This window comes from Bacillus sp. WC2503 (assembly GCF_052682895.1).
In genome coordinates this window covers 4,768,387-4,785,000 of record NZ_JBQYMD010000001.1, presented here as the reverse complement: position 1 = coordinate 4,785,000, position 16,614 = coordinate 4,768,387, and the positions used below count along the sequence as shown (strand labels likewise).

Annotated in this window: 26 protein-coding genes (1 of these 26 only partly in view); 2 read left to right on the top strand and 24 right to left on the bottom strand. The window is 38.7% G+C overall.

Going from position 1 to position 16,614, the window contains the following annotated elements:
- On the top strand, nucleotides 1–490 hold the 3' portion of the coding sequence (pdaB, locus tag ACUN26_RS24760; protein ID WP_000464721.1) for a polysaccharide deacetylase family sporulation protein PdaB. It extends 275 nt beyond the left edge of the window; the window shows 490 of its 765 coding nt (coding positions 276–765); its start codon lies off the left edge, out of view; its stop codon occupies nucleotides 488–490.
- A 128-nt stretch (nucleotides 491–618) separates the two neighbouring features.
- Here the strand turns inward: pdaB and kbaA are convergent, their stop codons facing one another.
- On the bottom strand, nucleotides 619–1,230 hold the full coding sequence (gene kbaA, locus ACUN26_RS24755) for a KinB signaling pathway activation protein KbaA (RefSeq protein WP_001088535.1): 612 nt from the start codon (nucleotides 1,228–1,230) through the stop codon (nucleotides 619–621).
- Nucleotides 1,231–1,369: 139 nt separating this feature from the next.
- Here kbaA and gerD point away from each other — a divergent pair, with 139 nt between their 5' ends.
- A complete protein-coding gene (gene gerD / locus ACUN26_RS24750; RefSeq protein WP_000821768.1) occupies nucleotides 1,370–1,987 on the top strand; it encodes a spore germination lipoprotein GerD in 618 nt (205 codons plus the stop codon).
- A gap of 55 nt (nucleotides 1,988–2,042) precedes the next feature.
- On the opposite strand, the gene ACUN26_RS24745 is transcribed toward gerD, so the two are convergent.
- From ACUN26_RS24745 to rplF, 23 genes are all read right to left on the bottom strand, one after another.
- Nucleotides 2,043–3,110, bottom strand: coding sequence for an Mrp/NBP35 family ATP-binding protein (locus tag ACUN26_RS24745; RefSeq protein WP_000256618.1), 1,068 nt, complete (start codon nucleotides 3,108–3,110; stop codon nucleotides 2,043–2,045).
- A 143-nt stretch (nucleotides 3,111–3,253) separates the two neighbouring features.
- Nucleotides 3,254–3,967, bottom strand: coding sequence for an N-acetylmuramoyl-L-alanine amidase CwlD (gene cwlD, locus ACUN26_RS24740; protein WP_000822443.1), 714 nt, complete (start codon nucleotides 3,965–3,967; stop codon nucleotides 3,254–3,256).
- Nucleotides 3,968–4,033: 66 nt separating this feature from the next.
- Nucleotides 4,034–4,462: a DUF2521 family protein gene (locus ACUN26_RS24735; protein WP_001101000.1), complete on the bottom strand. Its 429-nt coding sequence runs from the start codon at nucleotides 4,460–4,462 to the stop codon at nucleotides 4,034–4,036.
- A 162-nt stretch (nucleotides 4,463–4,624) separates the two neighbouring features.
- Complete coding sequence (gene rpsI / locus ACUN26_RS24730; protein WP_000079986.1) at nucleotides 4,625–5,017, bottom strand: 30S ribosomal protein S9; 393 nt, start codon at nucleotides 5,015–5,017, stop codon at nucleotides 4,625–4,627.
- A 21-nt stretch (nucleotides 5,018–5,038) separates the two neighbouring features.
- Entirely contained in the window at nucleotides 5,039–5,476 is a 438-nt protein-coding gene (gene rplM, locus ACUN26_RS24725) for a 50S ribosomal protein L13 (protein ID WP_001260795.1), read from the bottom strand.
- A 152-nt stretch (nucleotides 5,477–5,628) separates the two neighbouring features.
- Nucleotides 5,629–6,372 carry a tRNA pseudouridine(38-40) synthase TruA gene (gene truA / locus ACUN26_RS24720; protein ID WP_000439681.1) on the bottom strand — a complete coding sequence of 248 codons (744 nt, stop codon included), beginning with the start codon at nucleotides 6,370–6,372 and terminating at the stop codon, nucleotides 5,629–5,631.
- Between the two features lie 14 nt (nucleotides 6,373–6,386).
- Nucleotides 6,387–7,181 (bottom strand): energy-coupling factor transporter transmembrane component T family protein, encoded by a 795-nt coding sequence (locus ACUN26_RS24715; RefSeq protein ID WP_001186520.1) that lies wholly within the window; start codon nucleotides 7,179–7,181, stop codon nucleotides 6,387–6,389.
- On the bottom strand, nucleotides 7,169–8,050 hold the full coding sequence (locus ACUN26_RS24710; RefSeq protein ID WP_000406524.1) for an energy-coupling factor ABC transporter ATP-binding protein: 882 nt from the start codon (nucleotides 8,048–8,050) through the stop codon (nucleotides 7,169–7,171). Before ACUN26_RS24710 ends, ACUN26_RS24715 begins: the two co-directional genes overlap by 13 nt.
- Complete coding sequence (locus ACUN26_RS24705; RefSeq protein WP_000711788.1) at nucleotides 8,026–8,868, bottom strand: energy-coupling factor ABC transporter ATP-binding protein; 843 nt, start codon at nucleotides 8,866–8,868, stop codon at nucleotides 8,026–8,028. Before ACUN26_RS24705 ends, ACUN26_RS24710 begins: the two co-directional genes overlap by 25 nt.
- Nucleotides 8,869–8,971: 103 nt before the next feature.
- The gene (gene rplQ / locus ACUN26_RS24700; protein ID WP_000331490.1) at nucleotides 8,972–9,334 is read right to left on the bottom strand and encodes a 50S ribosomal protein L17; all 363 of its coding nucleotides are present in this window, start codon (nucleotides 9,332–9,334) and stop codon (nucleotides 8,972–8,974) included.
- A 35-nt stretch (nucleotides 9,335–9,369) separates the two neighbouring features.
- Nucleotides 9,370–10,314 carry a DNA-directed RNA polymerase subunit alpha gene (locus tag ACUN26_RS24695; RefSeq protein WP_000569643.1) on the bottom strand — a complete coding sequence of 315 codons (945 nt, stop codon included), beginning with the start codon at nucleotides 10,312–10,314 and terminating at the stop codon, nucleotides 9,370–9,372.
- A 181-nt stretch (nucleotides 10,315–10,495) separates the two neighbouring features.
- Nucleotides 10,496–10,885, bottom strand: a complete 390-nt coding sequence (gene rpsK / locus ACUN26_RS24690) for a 30S ribosomal protein S11 (protein WP_000101797.1) — start codon at nucleotides 10,883–10,885, stop codon at nucleotides 10,496–10,498.
- Between the two features lie 24 nt (nucleotides 10,886–10,909).
- On the bottom strand, nucleotides 10,910–11,275 hold the full coding sequence (gene rpsM, locus ACUN26_RS24685; protein ID WP_000090793.1) for a 30S ribosomal protein S13: 366 nt from the start codon (nucleotides 11,273–11,275) through the stop codon (nucleotides 10,910–10,912).
- A 21-nt stretch (nucleotides 11,276–11,296) separates the two neighbouring features.
- The gene (gene rpmJ, locus ACUN26_RS24680) at nucleotides 11,297–11,410 is read right to left on the bottom strand and encodes a 50S ribosomal protein L36 (protein WP_000868344.1); all 114 of its coding nucleotides are present in this window, start codon (nucleotides 11,408–11,410) and stop codon (nucleotides 11,297–11,299) included.
- Between the two features lie 35 nt (nucleotides 11,411–11,445).
- The gene (gene infA / locus ACUN26_RS24675; protein ID WP_001029884.1) at nucleotides 11,446–11,664 is read right to left on the bottom strand and encodes a translation initiation factor IF-1; all 219 of its coding nucleotides are present in this window, start codon (nucleotides 11,662–11,664) and stop codon (nucleotides 11,446–11,448) included.
- A gap of 68 nt (nucleotides 11,665–11,732) precedes the next feature.
- The gene (map, locus tag ACUN26_RS24670) at nucleotides 11,733–12,479 is read right to left on the bottom strand and encodes a type I methionyl aminopeptidase (protein ID WP_000582534.1); all 747 of its coding nucleotides are present in this window, start codon (nucleotides 12,477–12,479) and stop codon (nucleotides 11,733–11,735) included.
- Nucleotides 12,479–13,129 carry an adenylate kinase gene (locus tag ACUN26_RS24665; RefSeq protein WP_001048990.1) on the bottom strand — a complete coding sequence of 217 codons (651 nt, stop codon included), beginning with the start codon at nucleotides 13,127–13,129 and terminating at the stop codon, nucleotides 12,479–12,481. Before ACUN26_RS24665 ends, map begins: the two co-directional genes overlap by 1 nt.
- 54 nt (nucleotides 13,130–13,183) lie before the next feature.
- On the bottom strand, nucleotides 13,184–14,485 hold the full coding sequence (gene secY, locus ACUN26_RS24660) for a preprotein translocase subunit SecY (RefSeq protein WP_000490120.1): 1,302 nt from the start codon (nucleotides 14,483–14,485) through the stop codon (nucleotides 13,184–13,186).
- Complete coding sequence (rplO, locus tag ACUN26_RS24655; protein WP_000766083.1) at nucleotides 14,485–14,925, bottom strand: 50S ribosomal protein L15; 441 nt, start codon at nucleotides 14,923–14,925, stop codon at nucleotides 14,485–14,487. Before rplO ends, secY begins: the two co-directional genes overlap by 1 nt.
- 33 nt (nucleotides 14,926–14,958) lie before the next feature.
- Complete coding sequence (gene rpmD, locus ACUN26_RS24650) at nucleotides 14,959–15,141, bottom strand: 50S ribosomal protein L30 (protein ID WP_001085231.1); 183 nt, start codon at nucleotides 15,139–15,141, stop codon at nucleotides 14,959–14,961.
- A gap of 13 nt (nucleotides 15,142–15,154) precedes the next feature.
- The gene (gene rpsE / locus ACUN26_RS24645) at nucleotides 15,155–15,655 is read right to left on the bottom strand and encodes a 30S ribosomal protein S5 (RefSeq protein WP_000554646.1); all 501 of its coding nucleotides are present in this window, start codon (nucleotides 15,653–15,655) and stop codon (nucleotides 15,155–15,157) included.
- Between the two features lie 21 nt (nucleotides 15,656–15,676).
- Complete coding sequence (gene rplR, locus ACUN26_RS24640) at nucleotides 15,677–16,039, bottom strand: 50S ribosomal protein L18 (protein WP_000628818.1); 363 nt, start codon at nucleotides 16,037–16,039, stop codon at nucleotides 15,677–15,679.
- Nucleotides 16,040–16,070: 31 nt separating this feature from the next.
- Complete coding sequence (gene rplF, locus ACUN26_RS24635) at nucleotides 16,071–16,610, bottom strand: 50S ribosomal protein L6 (RefSeq protein ID WP_000086552.1); 540 nt, start codon at nucleotides 16,608–16,610, stop codon at nucleotides 16,071–16,073.
- Nucleotides 16,611–16,614: the final 4 nt, after the last annotated feature.

The window sequence follows — 16,614 nt, the reverse complement described above, 5'->3', positions numbered from 1 at the left end:
TGCTGCATGGGCCGAAAGACACCCCGATATCGTCGAACGTATCATGAAAGATGGACATGAAATCGGTAGTATGGGTTATAATTACACGTCTTACACTTCTCTAGAGCCAAATGAAATAAGAAGAGATCTTTTACGAGCCCAAGATGTTTTTACGAAACTTGGCGTAAAACAAGTCAAGCTATTGCGTCCACCTAGTGGTGAATTCAACAAAGCAACTCTTAAAATCGCAGAATCGCTCGGATACACTGTCGTTCATTGGAGTAATAATTCAAATGATTGGAAAAATCCAGGTGTAAATACTATCGTTTCCACTGTCTCTAATAATTTGAAGGGTGGAGATATTGTCTTATTACACGCATCTGATTCTGCTCTTCAAACAAATAAAGCTTTACCGCTACTTCTACAAAAGTTAAAGAGTGACGGATATCAACAAATATCCGTATCACAACTCATTTCCAACACAAGTACGAAAAGTGAAGATGTGAAGTAGTTTCTTTTCTGCTACCCTTTACACATAAATAGCTCTATTACCTTATCGAAAGGTAATAGAGCTATTTCCATCTCACTATTTCTCGTAGTATAACTATCGCTGCGTAAAAATTCAAAAGTACTTTTCAATTAAGCAGCTTTACTCGTTTTTCCGATTAAACGATGTAATATAAGTAACTGATATGCATTACATAATAAAAGTGGTATAACCATTAAATATAACCAATCTGTATCATTAATCCTTAGTGCTGGCACCCATTCAAGAATTGTTACAACAACCATAAAGAACAGGGCAGGCACAAATGCTTTTTTATTTGTTTCTTTACTTTTTATATAAGCAACAATCGCTCCAAACACAAATAATATTCCAGCAACAAGTATGTTATTCCCTAATGAAACTTCTCCATTTGCAATGAGTACAGATCTTAAATACACAAAATCGAATAAAACGAATGCAATAAAGAAGAGCTGGACTACATTCCATAAAGATGACGATCGGAACATACCTAGTCCAAAACGATGAATCGTTAAATAGGCAAAGAACCCCATTTGACTTATAACACTAAAAATAAACCCTACACCCATCAACCAGAAAGAAACTGCTAGAATCTCCTTTGCGTCGAAATTTTGAAAAAATTTATCGTACTTGTCCCACTCCAAAACAAACCCAATAATAACCGTGCTGACTCCACCAAGAAACAACGTCGTTAAAAATAGTCGTACCCACTTGCGGCTATTCACAACACATCCCCCATTATCCTTATATTTCTAATTAAATTGTATCAATGACAATTTCAAAAAGCTAGCCATGTTCATGTATAAATTCCTTAAAGATATTTATATTAAAAAGAGAGAACTGTGTTGAAAGGAGTTCCAACTTATGAAACGGATACTACTCGTTTTCGTTTCTTCTTTTCTACTTATTGCACTTGTAGCATGTGCACAAGGAAAAGAAACGAAATCCGAATTAGATTACGATCAAACAAAGAAAATGATTGTTGATATTTTAAAAACTGATCAAGGTAAGAAGGCCATTCAAGATGTATTAACTGATGAAAAAATGAAACAAGCACTCATACTAGATGAAACAGTAGTAAAGAAAACGATTGAAGATGCAATGGTATCCGACAAAGGGCAGCAATTCTGGGAAAAGCTCTTTAAAGACCCTGAGTTCTCATCGAAATTCGCTAAAAGTATGGGGAAAGAACAAACAAATTTAATGAAAACCTTACTAAAAGACCCTGAATACCAAGCAGGCGTTATAGAGATCATGAAAAACCCTGAAGTAGAAAAAATGATGTTGCAAACAATGAAGAGTAAAGAATACCGTCAATATTTACAACAAGTACTAACAGAAACTACTGAAAGCCCACTCTTCCAAGCTAAGATGATTGATATTATTAGTAAAGGTGTGCAAAAGGCTGAAAAAGGTGGCTCTGATAAAAAAGATGCAGGTGGCGAAGGTGGCTCCCAAAGCGGGAGTAAGGAACAACAGTAAAAAATAATAACTATAATAGTGAGTGGACAATATATATCGTCCACTCATTATTATTTTATTTTTGCGCGACAGCTGTTTTATCAATTACTGTTTCAGCTATCGTGCGATAAATAATCCCCGTTGTATGCGTATCTTCATATACTGAAGGAGCGAAGTCTTCTTTATTCCAATCAGGTTGTTGAAGTGGAATGCGGCCTATTACATCTGTTTGTAATTCGGCAGCTAATTTATCTCCTCCACCTCTTCCAAATACATACTCCTTCTCACCAGTTACTTTACTTTCAAAATACGCCATATTTTCAACGACACCAAGAATACTGTGTTCAGTGCGCAAAGCCATCGCTCCAGCACGCGCTGCTACAAATGCCGCTGTTGGATGAGGCGTCGTTACTATAATCTCTTTACAAGCCGGCAACATGGAATGCAAGTCTAGCGCAACATCACCTGTACCTGGCGGTAAATCTAATACTAAGTAATCTAAATCACCCCATTCTACTTCTGTGAAGAAATGATTTAACATTTTCCCAAGCATAGGTCCTCTCCAAATAACCGGTGCATTATCTTCCACAAAGAATCCCATTGAGATTACTTTTACACCTAGACGCTCCACTGGGATTATTTTATCTCCTCTTACAATAGGACGTTTTTCTATCCCCATCATATCAGGTACACTAAAACCGTAAATATCCGCATCAATGATACCAACTTTTTTCCCTAGACGAGCTAAAGCAATGGCAAGGTTAACGGAGACTGTTGATTTTCCCACTCCACCTTTTCCACTCGCAACTGCTAAAAATGTCGTTTTTGAATTCGGTGACAATAAAGATTCAATTTGCTCTTCTTCTTGCGGTGGTACAAACTGAGCTAATTCCTCTTCTGTAAATTCTGCAAAACGAAGTCCAACTGTTGCTGCCCCAAGTTCCTTCACTAACTTTACGATGCCCGACTGCAACTGCATTTGTTCCGCAGTACCTGTTTTTACAATTGCAATTTTAACACTCACATGTTCCTTCTCCGGCTTGACTGTTACCTCTTTAATTGCATTTGTTTCTTTTAACGTTTTATGTAAAAACGGATCTACAATCCCTTCTAACGCTTCCACTACTTGCTCTTTCGTTACCATAATTAGCCCAGCCCCCTGTATGAAAAATAACGTAATGTTAATTGAATTTATCTCTCTTTATCCTTGAAATAAATGCGTTTACATTTTCAGTATAACATATTTTCCGAAAACTTCGTTAACGAGAGAAACTCAAAAAATCCCCCTTATTCTGGAGGATTTCCTTTTTCCGTGAAATAACGCAATATACCTCGATATACGGCAGCCGCTACCTTTTGCTGATATTTTTCCGAATTTAACATATACCTTTCGTTCACATTCGATAAAAATCCAGCTTCAATTAAAGCGCCTGGTGTTTTCGCATACTTTAATAAATACACATGAGAAATCGTTTTAGCAGAACGGTTCGTATTTTCTAAACTCGTTCTCAATTCAGCTTGTATAAACTTCGCAGCACGTTCATTTTCAGTTAAAGAACGGTAGTAGAACGTTTGTGCTCCTTTAGAACCACTACTAGTTAATGCATTTAAATGAATACTTGCAAAGAAATCGACATCTGGCTTATTAATAATCTCCACACGTCTTCTTAAATCCTCTGCTTTACGTCTACTGTACGACTTTGTATCTTTGTTAGCTAAATCATAATCTCCTTCACGTGTCAAAATAACTAATGCACCTTGCTCTTGCAAATAATCTTGCACTTTTTTTGTAATTTCAAGAGTTATGTCTTTTTCTATAATATCCTTTCCACCAACAGCTCCTCCGTCTGGTCCACCATGCCCTGCGTCTAATACAATTACTTTCCCTGATAAGGGTAAATTCCACGCTCGCCACGATTTTGTAATTTGAAATTCTTGTTTGACTAAAAAAAACAAAACAACCGCAGCGAGCGCAAAAGAGATAATTCGAATTCTCTTCATACCTTTCCTCCTCCAGCTAGTCCCTCTAATTACTTATATGGGACAAGAGGAAAGTTTATGCTTGTCTTAATGTAGCTTTAAACGATATCTTCTTTCACCTTTTTCATATCCTTCCTGCCACCACAATCCGATAAACTGCTGACAAGATTCAAAAAGTAATTCCTCATCTTTTAACTTAATTTCTCGTATAGTCATACTCGTTAAAAATTGAAATAGTGTTTCCGTTAATTGTTGCTCTTCTTCTAAAGCCCTATATTTCACATCAAAGAACGATTCGCCATAATAACCAAACTTACTGTATCTCGCTCCTAATAAATAAGATTCTATTCCTAGTTCAATACAGTAATCTTCATACTGACGATGAAGCTCTTGCATGTGAAAGGCATCACGAATATTTGAACGCAACGTTTTTAATGATAATTCTCGTAGCATCTTCCGCTCGTATTTTAATTGCTTTTCTTTTTGTTTTTCTTTTAAGCTGACAATGACATTCATAGTACTTATAAAACCTCCCTAATACGTATTAGTCTAAACTTCTAAAGAAGAAGCATACGCGGGACGGTAGCACTAAAATATTCCAAACCTCAAAAATAAATAAGAGGAATTAAATATAAAAAAACCCCAACCAAAATGGTTGAGGTTTGTAGTTCGCAAAAATTAACGTTTTGAGAACTGAGGTGCACGACGTGCGCCTTTAAGACCGTATTTTTTACGCTCTTTCATACGTGCGTCACGAGTTAATAGACCTGCACGTTTTAGTGTTAGACGGTATTCTGGATCAGCTTTTAATAAAGCGCGAGAAATACCGTGACGAATAGCACCAGCTTGACCAGTGTATCCACCACCATTTACGTTTACAAGTACATCGTAGTTACCTAAAGTTTCTGTTGCAACTAGAGGTTGTTTAACTACTTCACGTAATGCAGCAAATGGGATATAGTTTTCAAAATCACGACCGTTAATGATAACGCGTCCTTCGCCTGGAACTAGGCGTACGCGCGCTACTGAACTCTTACGACGTCCAGTGCCATAGTATTGAACCTGTGCCAAAGTAAGCCCTCCTTTAATTAATTATCCGCGAAGTTCGTAAACTTCTGGTTTTTGTGCTTGGTGTGGATGCTCTGCTCCAGCATACACGTTTAATTTCTTAGATACTTGACGTCCTAAACGTCCTTTTGGAAGCATCCCTTTAATTGCAAGCTCTAACATTTGTACAGGGTAGTTTGTACGCATTTCTAGAGCTGTTCTTTGCTTAAGTCCACCTGGGTGGTTAGTGTGACGGTAGTAAATTTTATCGTTTAATTTATTACCTGTTAAATGAATTTTCTCAGCGTTAATAATAATTACATGATCACCCGTGTCAACGTGTGGTGTAAATGTAGGTTTGTTTTTACCACGTAAAATGGATGCTACTTCAGTAGATAGGCGACCTAAAGTTTGACCTTCAGCATCAACCACATACCATTTACGCTCAACTTCGTTAGCTTTTGCCATAAAAGTCGTACGCATGTGTTTCCCTCCTCGTTATCTTTTCCATAGAAAAAATCTATTGTTTATCTTAAACACGATTTCCTTCCGGGGCTAATCGTGGTTTTAGAAACAATACCATATGTTATGATATACTTTTGAGTTTCTAATGTCAAGCAAATGTTACACCAGGATTAGTTGTTATAGTTTACTTGCCATAAGTAAAGTCCATGACCTGGAGCCATCTTTCCAGCAAACTGGCGATTTTGTTTTGCTAAAATCTCTGGAATGCTATCAGGATCAAGCTTTCCTTGCCCTACGTTAAGTAACGTACCAACAATAATTCTGACCATATTATATAAAAATCCATTACCTACAAAACGAAAAATTAATTCATCATCTTGCTCAATTAACTCGATTTCAAAAATTGTTCGCACTTTATCTTTTTTGTCAGTTTTTGCCGAACAAAAAGAAGTGAAATCATGCGTTCCAATAAAATAAGGAATCGCTTTTCTTATAGAGTTTATTTCAAGCGGATATGGATATTGATATACGTAATTTCTACGGAATACATCCGCAGTCTTTGATAATAATACACGATAACGATATTCTTTTCTCTCAACACCGTAACGTGCATGAAATTCTTCTGTTTTCTTCTCTACTTGCCTGATAACAATATCATCTGGCAACATTGTGTTTAAAGCATTACTCCATTGCCACTCTTCAAGAGACAAAGGTGTATCAAAGTGTATGACTTGTCCTTTCGCATGAACGGTAGAATCCGTTCTGCCTGATGCCTGAACACGAACAAGTTCACCCTTATGCAATTTCTGTAATGCCTTCTCTATTTCTTGTTGAACAGTACGATGCTGTGGTTGAATTTGGTAACCACAAAAATGCATGCCATCATATGCAACTGTACATTTTATTCTTTCCATCTTTCCGTTCTCCATTACAATCGCAACCATACTAAAATACAAGCTAAACAAAGTAAACTTATAATTGTTACTGTATCGCTCATTTTCCAGCGTAGTTGCCTAAATTTAGTTCGTCCTTCACCATTTCGATATCCACGTGCTTCCATCGCAATTGCTAAATCCTCAGCACGCTTAAAAGCACTAATAAAAAGTGGAACGAGTAGTGAAATAATTGCCTTCATCCTATCTTTTATCGGACCTCCAGCAAAATCAATACCACGTGACGCTTGTGCTTTCATAATTTTACTCGTTTCATCCATTAATGTCGGAATAAAACGAAGAGAAATAGACATCATTAATGCGATTTCATGAACAGGAACCTTTATACGCTTCAACGGCTTTAATAACGTCTCCAAACCATCTGTAATCTCAATAGGTGTCGTTGTTAACGTTAATAATGTCGTCATTAAAATAATAACAAAGAATCGTATAGAAATGTATATCCCTTGCTCTAATCCCTTTTCATGTATTGAAAACCAACCAAGCTGGAATAGTACATCCCCTTCTTTAGTTGTGAAGATATGCAGGAAAAATGTAAAAAGAAAAATCCATAAAATTGGTTTTAAGCCCGAAAGTACATAACGAATCGGCACTTTTGCAAAAAATAAAGCAATGAGTGCATATAAAAATAAAAATCCATATGAAATCGCATTATTTGCTAAGAAAACAACAAATACATATAAAAAGACAATCAACAGCTTCGTACGAGGATCAAGTTGATGAATGAGTGACTTACCTGGAATGTATCTCCCAATAATCAACTGCTGCATGATTCATGACCACCTTTTCGTAACACCTGTACAACTTCATGAGTAAGATCCTCTAAAGATAAGGTAGCCTTTGGAATTGAAATACCAAACTTCTCTTCAATTGCACGTTTATACTTTAAAGACATCGGAAGGTCCACACCAATTTGTTCTAGTTCATCAGCATGTGAAAATACTTCCTCTGCACTTCCTTGCAAAAAGACCGTTCCTTTATGCATGACCACAATTTGATCTGCATACTTAGCGGCATCCTCCATATTATGGGTAACAAGAATGACTGTAAGCCCCTGCTCCTTATGCAAACTATAAAACATCTCCATAAGCTCGTGCTGTCCTTTCGGATCAAGCCCCGCTGTAGGTTCATCTAATACAAGTACTTCGGGTTCCATCGCAAGTACGCCCGCTATTGCAACACGCCTCATTTGCCCACCGCTTAATTCAAACGGAGAACGTGCTAATAACTCTATATCCAATCCAACAAGCTGAATGGCATCTTTTGCCTTTTGCTTTGCCACTTCTTCAGATAAACCGAAATTAGTAGGCCCAAAACAAATATCTTTCTCCACTGTCTCTTCAAATAACTGATGTTCTGGGAACTGAAAGACAACCCCTACTTTTTTTCGTAGTGGCTTAAGCTTCTTCTCTTTCTTCCCTGCTGAAATTAAATGTTCACCAATTTGAACCGTACCATTTGTCGGCTGCAATAAACCATTTAAATGTTGAATCATCGTCGACTTACCTGAACCAGTATGACCGATAATGGCATAATAGCCTCCACTTGGAAACGACACGTCTACATCATAAAGCGCGCGTCTTTCAAATGGAGTTTTATATTGATAACGATGTTCTACTTTTTGGAATGTAATCTCCAAAGTTCGTTCACCAAACTTTCCATTGTAAGATGCGTATTTTGCAAAAGAATTTCACTTCTTTTTAATAATTCTGCTATTTTTACTGAAAAAGGTACATCTAACCCAATTTCTTGGAGCATATGAGAGGACTTGAAAATTTGCTTTGGGGTCCCTTCCTCTAATATTTCTCCCTTGTTTAAAATAATGACACGGTCTGACTGTGCCGCTTCTTCTAAATCGTGCGTAATTGATAATACGGTAATACCTTTTTGATTAACAAGCTGTCTAACCGTTTCTACTACTTCACGTCTCCCTTGAGGGTCTAACATTGACGTTGCTTCATCTAGTATTAAAATAGATGGCTGAAGTGCTAAAACACCTGCTATTGCAACTCGCTGCTTTTGCCCACCAGATAACGAATGGGGCTCATCATTAAGAAAATCTTCCATACGGACAAGTCGCAGGGCTTGTTCTAATCTTTCTACCATCTGTTCCCTTGGCATTCCGATATTTTCTAAGCCAAATACAACGTCATCTTGTACTGTCGTTCCAACAAATTGATTATCTGGATTTTGAAATACCATTCCAATTTGTTTTCGAACATCCCATACCGTTTCTTCTGATAAAACCATTGTATCATTTACAGTAATTGTCCCTGATTCCGGCAAAAACAAACCATTCAATAATTTTGCAAGTGTAGATTTACCTGAACCATTTTGTCCGATAACAGATACCCATTCTCCTTCATATAAGGAAAACGAAACATCTTTTAATGCATACGAGGCTGCCCCAGGATATTGAAATGATACATTTTCTGTCCGAAGTTTCTCTTTTTTCAATACAAGGCACCCTTTCCTTCGCCAAGTTAGCCTTTTTTATATTTAAAAAAAAAGGGCCATGACCAGTTACTTGAAAAGAACTGTCCTGCCCTTTTAATTATCATTATACTAACTCGATAATTACCATTGGTGCTGCGTCTCCGCGACGTGGACCAATTTTTGCAATACGAGTGTATCCGCCTTGGCGCTCAGCATAGCGTGGAGCTACATCAGCGAATAATTTTTGAAGTGCATCTTGACCAGTCTCAGCGTTAGCAACTTCATTGCGAATGAAAGCTGCTGCTTGACGACGAGCGTGAAGATCTCCGCGTTTACCTAAAGTGATCATTTTTTCCACTACAGAACGAAGTTCTTTTGCACGAGTTTCTGTCGTTTGGATGCGCTCGTTGATAATTAAATCAGTAGCTAAATCACGTAACATAGCTTTACGTTGCGCACTTGTACGGCCTAATTTTCTGTATGCCATTCGTAGTTCCCTCCTTTGTTGATGGGTTTAAATCCTCAGTCGTCTTTACGTAAACCTAAACCTAATTCCTCAAGTTTATGTTTAACTTCTTCTAAGGATTTACGTCCTAAGTTACGAACTTTCATCATATCTTCTTCTGTTTTGTTCGCAAGCTCTTGTACAGTATTAATTCCTGCACGTTTTAGGCAATTATAAGAACGAACAGAAAGATCTAGTTCTTCGATAGTCATCTCAAGAACTTTCTCTTTTTGATCTTCTTCCTTCTCGACCATAATCTCAGCATTTTGTGCTTCATCAGTTAAACCAACAAAGATATTTAAATGCTCAGTTAAGATTTTGGCCCCTAAAGAGATAGCTTCTTTTGGCCCGATGCTTCCATCCGTCCATACATCAAGCGTAAGCTTATCATAATTAGCCACTTGTCCGACACGTGTCTTTTCCACTTGGTAAGTTACACGTGATACTGGAGTATAAATAGAATCAATAGGAATTACTCCTATTGGTTGATCTTCGCTTTTATTTGCATCAGCTGGCGTATACCCACGGCCACGCTTTGCAGTTAAACGCACGCGGAAATGCGCATCCTTTGCTAACGTTGCAATGTGTAAATCTGGATTTAAGATTTCTACATCACTATCGTGAGTAATATCAGCAGCTGTGACAATACCTTCGCCCTGCACATCAATTTCCAACGTCTTCTCTTCTTCAGAGTAGATTTTAAGAGCTAACTTTTTCAAGTTTAAGATGATCGTCGTAACGTCTTCTACTACGCCCTCAACTGTTGAAAATTCATGTAATACGCCATCGATTTGGATAGCAGTAACAGCGGCACCAGGGAGTGAGGATAAAAGAATACGACGTAAGGAGTTACCCAAAGTAGTACCATATCCACGCTCAAGCGGTTCAATTACGAATTTACCATATTTAGCATCTTCGTTAAGTTCAACCGTTTCGATTTTCGGCTTTTCGATTTCAATCATTAACTAAACCCTCCTTCAAAACGTCGAAACCCCGGTTAAACAAAGGTATACCCCTTTGATTAACCGAAAGTCCCCCTTAGGCAGTTCCCGATTGTGCACAACAAGCGATGTTTCTGTACGAAATTTCTCGATAATGCATCATATCCATTATAGACAAAAGGGAAAATTCTATACAGAAAAATTACACACGACGACGTTTTGGTGGACGACATCCATTATGAGGAACTGGAGTAACATCTCTAATTGCTGTTACTTCTAGACCTGCAGCTTGAAGAGCACGAATTGCAGCTTCACGACCAGCACCAGGACCTTTAACAGTAACCTCTAAAGTTTTTAAACCGTGCTCCATTGCAACTTTAGCAGCAGCTTCAGCAGCCATTTGCGCAGCGAATGGAGTAGACTTACGAGATCCACGGAAACCAAGTGCACCAGCACTAGACCAAGAAAGTGCGTTACCATGAGTATCTGTAAGTGTTACGATTGTGTTGTTGAAAGTAGAACGAATATGAGCTATACCAGCTTCAATATTCTTTTTCACACGTTTTTTACGAGTGTTTGTTTTACGTGCCATTGTTAGTTCAACCTCCTTTACTTATTATTTCTTTTTATTTGCTACTGTACGACGTGGACCTTTACGTGTACGAGCATTGTTTTTAGAGTTTTGACCACGAACTGGTAAACCACGACGGTGACGAAGACCACGGTAAGAACCGATCTCCATTAGACGTTTAATGTTAAGAGATACTTCACGACGAAGGTCTCCCTCAACTTTAATGCTATCGATAACATCACGGATACGTCCTAGTTCGTCTTCCGTTAAATCACGAACTCGTGTTTCTGAAGAAATACCAGCTTCAGTAAGAATTTTTTCAGCAGTTGTGCGACCAATGCCGAATACGTAAGTTAAAGAAATAACAACGCGTTTGTCTCGAGGAATATCTACACCTGCGATACGTGCCATTCTGAATGCACCTCCTTCTGATTAACCTTGTTTTTGTTTATGTTTAGGGTTTTCACAAATAACCATTACTTTTCCACGTCTACGAATAACTTTACATTTTTCGCAGATTGGTTTAACTGACGGTCTTACTTTCATGTCTCGAACCTCCTTAAAGATTACGGAGTGCTATATTATTTAAAACGGTACGTAATACGACCACGATTTAAATCGTACGGAGATAATTCTACCGTAACTTTGTCTCCTGGTAAAATACGAATGAAGTTCATACGGATTTTACCAGAAACGTGAGCCAATACGACATGCCCATTCTCTAATTCTACTTTGAACATAGCATTTGGCAACGTTTCAAGAACGGTACCTTCGACTTCAATTACATCATCTTTAGCCATTCAATAGTTCTCCCTTCTTCAAATCAGTAACATTTTACACTGCTCTGAAATTCCGGAGAGCCAGCTACTTATAAAGTGGTAAGGATTTCGTATCCTGCTTCTGTAAGAGCAATCGTGTGCTCAAAATGGGCACACCATTTACCATCTACCGTTACCACTGTCCAGTCATCAGATAGTGTTTTTACATATCGTCTTCCTTGATTCACCATCGGCTCAACACAGATGACCATTCCCGGCTTTAATCTAGGGCCTCTATTTGGAGGACCATAGTGCGGGATTTGAGGGTCCTCATGTAAGTCTTGCCCGATTCCGTGACCAACATACTCCCTAACGATCGAGAATCCGTTCTCTTCAGCATGGGTTTGAACCGCATGTGAGATATTTGATAATCTTTCGCCTGGTTTTACTTGTTCTAAACCAAGATACAACGATTTTTCTGTGACATCAAGTAGCTTTTGAACAGATTCAGAAATGTTTCCAACTGGATACGTCCATGCAGAATCTCCATGGTACCCATTGTATTTCGCACCAATATCGATACTGATGATATCGCCCTCTTCGAGCTTTCGCTTCCCTGGAATTCCGTGTACAAGCTCTTCATTTACAGAAGCACATATGCTCCCCGGAAATCCGTTGTATCCTTTAAAAGATGGCGTAGCACCATATTTTTGAATCGTCTTTTCCGCTATTTGATCGAGCTCTTTCGTTGTAATTCCTGGAGTAATATGCTGTTTCAACTCTTGATGAGTTAAAGCAACGATCCTGCCAGCTTCTCGCATGATTTCTATCTCGCGAGGAGTTTTGCAGATGATCATTACGCTAAGCCTCCGATGAGAACATCGATATCAGCAAATACTTTATTGATGTCTTGCTCACCATTAATGCTTTGCAAGTAACCAAGCTCCTCATAGAAATCAAGCAAAGGTTTTGTTTGCTTAATATTTACATCTAAACGATTTGCTACAGTTTCTTCATTGTCATCAGAGCGTTGATATAAATCGCCACCACATTTATCGCACACATCAGCGTTTGCTGGTGGATTGAATTCTAAGTGGTAAGTCGCACCGCACTCTTTACAAATGCGACGGCCTGTAAGGCGTTTTAATAACAACCCTGAATCCACATTAATGTTTAAAACATAGTCGATTTTTTTGCCAAGATCTTTCATAATCTCTTCAAGAGCTGATGCTTGTGCAACAGTTCGTGGGAAACCATCTAATAAGAATCCTTTTACACAGTCTTCTTGACTTAAACGTTCACGAACGATTCCGATTGTAACTTCATCTGGAACAAGAGCACCTTTATCAATAAAAGATTTTGCTTGTAAACCCATTTCAGTTTCAGCCTTCATAGCTGCACGGAACATATCTCCTGTTGAGATGTGAGGGATGTTATACTTGGCAACAATCTGTTCGGCTTGTGTACCTTTACCAGCACCAGGAAGCCCCATTAAAATTAAGTTCATCCTTGTTCCCCCTCAGTACATGAGCATGTAGGGAAGACAAGCCTTCCCACTTACTCATTGCTTGATAAACCCTTTGTAATGGCGTTTTACCAGTTGGCTTTCTAGCTGCTTCATTGTTTCTAAAGCAACGCCGACAACGATTAACATACTCGTTCCACCGATCTGTGCAGATGGAGGAAGATTTCCCAATTTCGTAAAGATAACTGGTAAGATTGCAATCGCTGCTAGGAAAATTGATCCTACAAAGGTCAAACGATACAAGATTTTTGTTAAATATTGTTCCGTATTCTTACCCGGACGAATACCTGGAACATATCCACCTTGCTTATTTAGATTCTCTGACATTTGCTCTGGATTAACCTGAACAAATGCATAGAAATATGTGAAGGCTACAATGAGCGCAACATATATGATCATTCCCACTGGGTGAGAATAGTTAAAGTTTGCAATAATCCACTGCGATACATCATGTTTCGGGAAGAACTGTGCAATAGTTGGAGGTGTAATTAAGAATGAAACAGCAAAAATGACTGGAATAACACCCGCACTATTTACCTTAAGTGGTAAATGAGTGTTTTGTGCTCCAGCATGATTCCCATTCGCTCCTGTTACACGCTTCGCATATTGAATTGGGATCTTTCTAACAGCCTGTTGAATGAAAATAACACCAACAATAACCGCTAGCACAGCTAGTAAGATCAATACAACTTTAACGATACTCATGAACAATTGATCTCCGATATTTTGAAACTGTTGTTGATACACTTGAGATATAACACTTGGGATCGCTGCGGCAATACCACCAAAGATAAGGATGGAAATACCATTACCTACACCTTTAGCTGTAATCTGTTCACCTAACCACATTAAAAATGCAGTACCAGCAGTCAGTACCGTAGCAATGTATAAATAAGTGCTCCAACCAGGATTCAAAATTAATTGCCCACCTACCATACCGTTAAAACCGATTGACATACCAAACCCCTGAATAAACGCAAGAACAATTGTAAAGTAACGCGTGAATTGCGTTAGTTTACGACGGCCCATTTCACCTTGCTTCGACCATTCCGAAAATTTAGGAACAACATCCATCTGCAATAATTGCACGATGATGGATGCTGTAATATACGGCATGATTCCCATCGCGAAGATGGAGAAGTTTTTCAAGGCGCCACCGCCAAATGTATTTAGGATACCTAAGGCATTTAATTGATCTTGTGCTTTCAGTACGTCTCCATTTGTAAATGGCACTGGGATAAACGTGCCAATCCTGAATACGATTAACATCGCTAAAGTGAATAATATTTTACGTCTTATCTCAGCAACGCGCATAAAGTTGGAGATTGTACGAAACATTAGATCACCTCAACTGATCCGCCAGCTGCTTCAATTGCTTCTTTAGCACTTGAAGAGAACTTGTGCGCTTTAACAGTTAATTTTTTCTCTACTGCTCCGCTTGCAAGAATTTTAACACCGTCGTTTAACTTGCTGATAACGCCAGTTTCCAGCAATAATTCAGGTGTTACTTCTGTACCATCTTCAAAACGATTTAACGTTGATAAGTTTACAATAGTAAACTCTTTACGGTTAATGTTTGTGAAGCCGCGTTTTGGTAAACGACGGAATAATGGAGTTTGACCACCTTCGAAGCCAAGACGAACACCGCCACCAGAACGTGCGTTTTGTCCTTTATGACCTTTACCAGCAGTTTTACCGTTACCAGAACCGATACCACGACCGACACGGTTACGTACTTTACGAGAACCTTCTGCAGGTTTTAATTCATGAAGTTTCATTCCCAGGCACCTCCTTATATTAATGAGTTATCCTTAAGCTTCTTTTACAGTTATAAGGTGAGAAACTTTGTTGATCATACCAAGAATAGCAGGAGTTTCTTCCTTAACTACAGTTGAATTCAACTTTTTAAGACCTAAAGCTTCTACCGTCGCACGTTGATCTTGTGGACGACCAATTACACTACGAGTGAGGGTAATTTCTAACTTTTTCGCCATTTGTTTTCCCTCCTTAACCTAGTAGCTCTTCTACAGATTTACCGCGTAATTTTGCAACATCTTCAGCGCGCTTAAGTTCGCTTAATCCGTTCACAGTAGCGCGAATCATGTTGATTGGTGTGTTAGAACCAAGAGATTTCGAAAGAATATCTTGTACACCAGCTAATTCAAGTACCGCACGAACAGGTCCACCAGCAATAACACCAGTACCTTCAGCAGCAGGTTTTAAGAATACTTCACCAGCTCCAAAATGACCGTTGATTGTGTGTGGAATTGTTGTACCAACTAATGGTACAGCGATTAAGTTTTTCTTAGCGTCTTCGATAGCTTTGCGAATTGCGTCTGGTACCTCTTGTGCTTTACCAGTACCGAATCCAACATGACCGTTTTTATCGCCAACTACAACTAGTGCAGCAAAGCGGAAACGACGACCACCCTTAACAACTTTCGCGACACGATTTATCGTAACTACACGTTCTTCAAGTTCTAATTTACTTGGGTCAATGCGATGCATCAATTTTCCCTCCTTTGACCATTAAAATTGTAATCCAGCCTCACGAGCAGCTTCAGCTAGAGCTTTAACACGGCCATGGTATAAGTAACCACCGCGATCGAATACTACTTCTTTAACGCCTTTCTCTACAGCACGCTTAGCAACTGATTCTCCAACTTTCGTAGCAGCTTCAGTATTGCTAGTACCGTTAAGAGCAAGGTCTTTATCAAGAGTAGATGCACTTACTAACGTTACACCATTCACATCATCAATAACTTGAGCGTAAATATGTTGGTTAGAACGGAACACGTTTAAACGTGGACGTTCTGCAGTACCAGTAAGTTTAGCACGTACACGTGCATGTCTTTTCTTACGAGTCGCATTTTTATCAGCTTTAGTGATCATTCTTGTCACTCCTTTCTCTCACCTAACGGGTTTACTTAGCAGTTTTACCTTCTTTACGACGAACAACTTCGCCTTCGTAACGAATACCTTTACCTTTATATGGCTCAGGAGCACGTACAGCACGGATGTTAGCAGCAAATTCGCCAACACGTTGCTTGTCGATACCTTTAATTACGATTTTAGTTGGTGCAGGTACTTCAACTTCGATACCTGCTTCCGGAGTCATTTCTACTGGATGAGAATAACCTACGCTTAATACAAGTTTATCTCCTTGTTTTTGAGCACGGTAACCAACACCGACTAATTCAAGTCCGCGTGCGAAACCTGTAGTTACACCTTCAACCATGTTTCCGATTAAAGCACGAGTTGTACCGTGTAATGCACGGTGTTCCTTCTGTTCAGATGGACGCTCAACTGTTAGTGTATTTTCTTCAATTTTGATAGACATATCAGCATTGAATTTACGAGTTAATTCACCTTTAGGGCCTTTTACTGTTACAGTATTGTCTTCTGCAATTGTAATAGTAACACCTGCAGGGATTTCAAGAATCTTTTTACCAATACGAGACATGTGG

Excerpts from the sequence above, each read along its gene's own strand:
- rplF (WP_000086552.1), bottom strand. The coding sequence starts at position 16,610 with ATGTCTCGTATTGGTAAAAAGATTCTTGAAATCCCTGCAGGTGTTACT.
- rplQ (WP_000331490.1), bottom strand. The coding sequence starts at position 9,334 with ATGGCATACAGAAAATTAGGCCGTACAAGTGCGCAACGTAAAGCTATG.
- rplM (WP_001260795.1), bottom strand. The coding sequence starts at position 5,476 with ATGCGTACGACTTTTATGGCAAAAGCTAACGAAGTTGAGCGTAAATGG.
- ACUN26_RS24745 (WP_000256618.1), bottom strand. The coding sequence starts at position 3,110 with ATGGTAACGAAAGAGCAAGTAGTGGAAGCGTTAGAAGGGATTGTAGAT.
- ACUN26_RS24715 (WP_001186520.1), bottom strand. The coding sequence starts at position 7,181 with ATGCAGCAGTTGATTATTGGGAGATACATTCCAGGTAAGTCACTCATT.
- rplR (WP_000628818.1), bottom strand. The coding sequence starts at position 16,039 with ATGATCACTAAAGCTGATAAAAATGCGACTCGTAAGAAAAGACATGCA.
- gerD (WP_000821768.1), top strand. The coding sequence starts at position 1,370 with ATGAAACGGATACTACTCGTTTTCGTTTCTTCTTTTCTACTTATTGCA.
- ACUN26_RS24665 (WP_001048990.1), bottom strand. The coding sequence starts at position 13,129 with ATGAACTTAATTTTAATGGGGCTTCCTGGTGCTGGTAAAGGTACACAA.
- infA (WP_001029884.1), bottom strand. The coding sequence starts at position 11,664 with ATGGCTAAAGATGATGTAATTGAAGTCGAAGGTACCGTTCTTGAAACG.
- secY (WP_000490120.1), bottom strand. The coding sequence starts at position 14,485 with ATGTTTCGTACAATCTCCAACTTTATGCGCGTTGCTGAGATAAGACGT.
- ACUN26_RS24735 (WP_001101000.1), bottom strand. The coding sequence starts at position 4,462 with ATGAATGTCATTGTCAGCTTAAAAGAAAAACAAAAAGAAAAGCAATTA.
- rpsM (WP_000090793.1), bottom strand. The coding sequence starts at position 11,275 with ATGGCACGTATCGCAGGTGTAGATATTCCTCGAGACAAACGCGTTGTT.
- rpsE (WP_000554646.1), bottom strand. The coding sequence starts at position 15,655 with ATGCATCGCATTGACCCAAGTAAATTAGAACTTGAAGAACGTGTAGTT.
- rpmJ (WP_000868344.1), bottom strand. The coding sequence starts at position 11,410 with ATGAAAGTAAGACCGTCAGTTAAACCAATCTGCGAAAAATGTAAAGTT.
- rpmD (WP_001085231.1), bottom strand. The coding sequence starts at position 15,141 with ATGGCGAAAAAGTTAGAAATTACCCTCACTCGTAGTGTAATTGGTCGT.
- rpsK (WP_000101797.1), bottom strand. The coding sequence starts at position 10,885 with ATGGCACGTAAAACAAACACTCGTAAAAAACGTGTGAAAAAGAATATT.
- truA (WP_000439681.1), bottom strand. The coding sequence starts at position 6,372 with ATGGAAAGAATAAAATGTACAGTTGCATATGATGGCATGCATTTTTGT.
- cwlD (WP_000822443.1), bottom strand. The coding sequence starts at position 3,967 with ATGAAGAGAATTCGAATTATCTCTTTTGCGCTCGCTGCGGTTGTTTTG.
- ACUN26_RS24695 (WP_000569643.1), bottom strand. The coding sequence starts at position 10,314 with ATGATTGAAATCGAAAAGCCGAAAATCGAAACGGTTGAACTTAACGAA.
- rplO (WP_000766083.1), bottom strand. The coding sequence starts at position 14,925 with ATGAAACTTCATGAATTAAAACCTGCAGAAGGTTCTCGTAAAGTACGT.
- map (WP_000582534.1), bottom strand. The coding sequence starts at position 12,479 with ATGATCATCTGCAAAACTCCTCGCGAGATAGAAATCATGCGAGAAGCT.